Here is a 329-nt window from a genome sequence, read left to right as displayed (position 1 = left end):
GGCGACAACGTCGGCGTTCTGTTGCGTGGCACCAAGCGCGAAGAGGTCGAGCGCGGCCAAGTGCTTGCCAAACCGGGCACGATCACCCCGCACACCCACTTTGAATGCGAAGTGTATGTGCTCACCAAAGAAGAAGGCGGTCGTCACACCCCGTTCTTCTCCAACTACCGGCCGCAGTTCTACTTCCGCACCACCGACGTCACGGGCTCGATTGAACTGCCGGAAGGGGTTGAGATGGTGATGCCGGGCGACAACGTCAAGCTCACCGTGAAGCTCATTGCCCCGATTGCGATGGAAGAGGGGCTGCGCTTTGCGATCCGCGAAGGGGG

At 61.1% G+C, this 329-nt stretch carries 1 protein-coding gene; it reads left to right on the top strand.

The window, feature by feature from the left end; genetic code table 11:
• Positions 1-329, top strand: a 329-nt coding sequence (locus ACYQ6T_RS10765) for an EF-Tu C-terminal domain-related protein (protein WP_459830716.1), incomplete at both ends; no start/stop codon positions are given.

This window comes from Hydrogenophilus islandicus, assembly GCF_054657095.1.
This window is presented reverse-complemented; position numbering and strand designations above follow the sequence as displayed.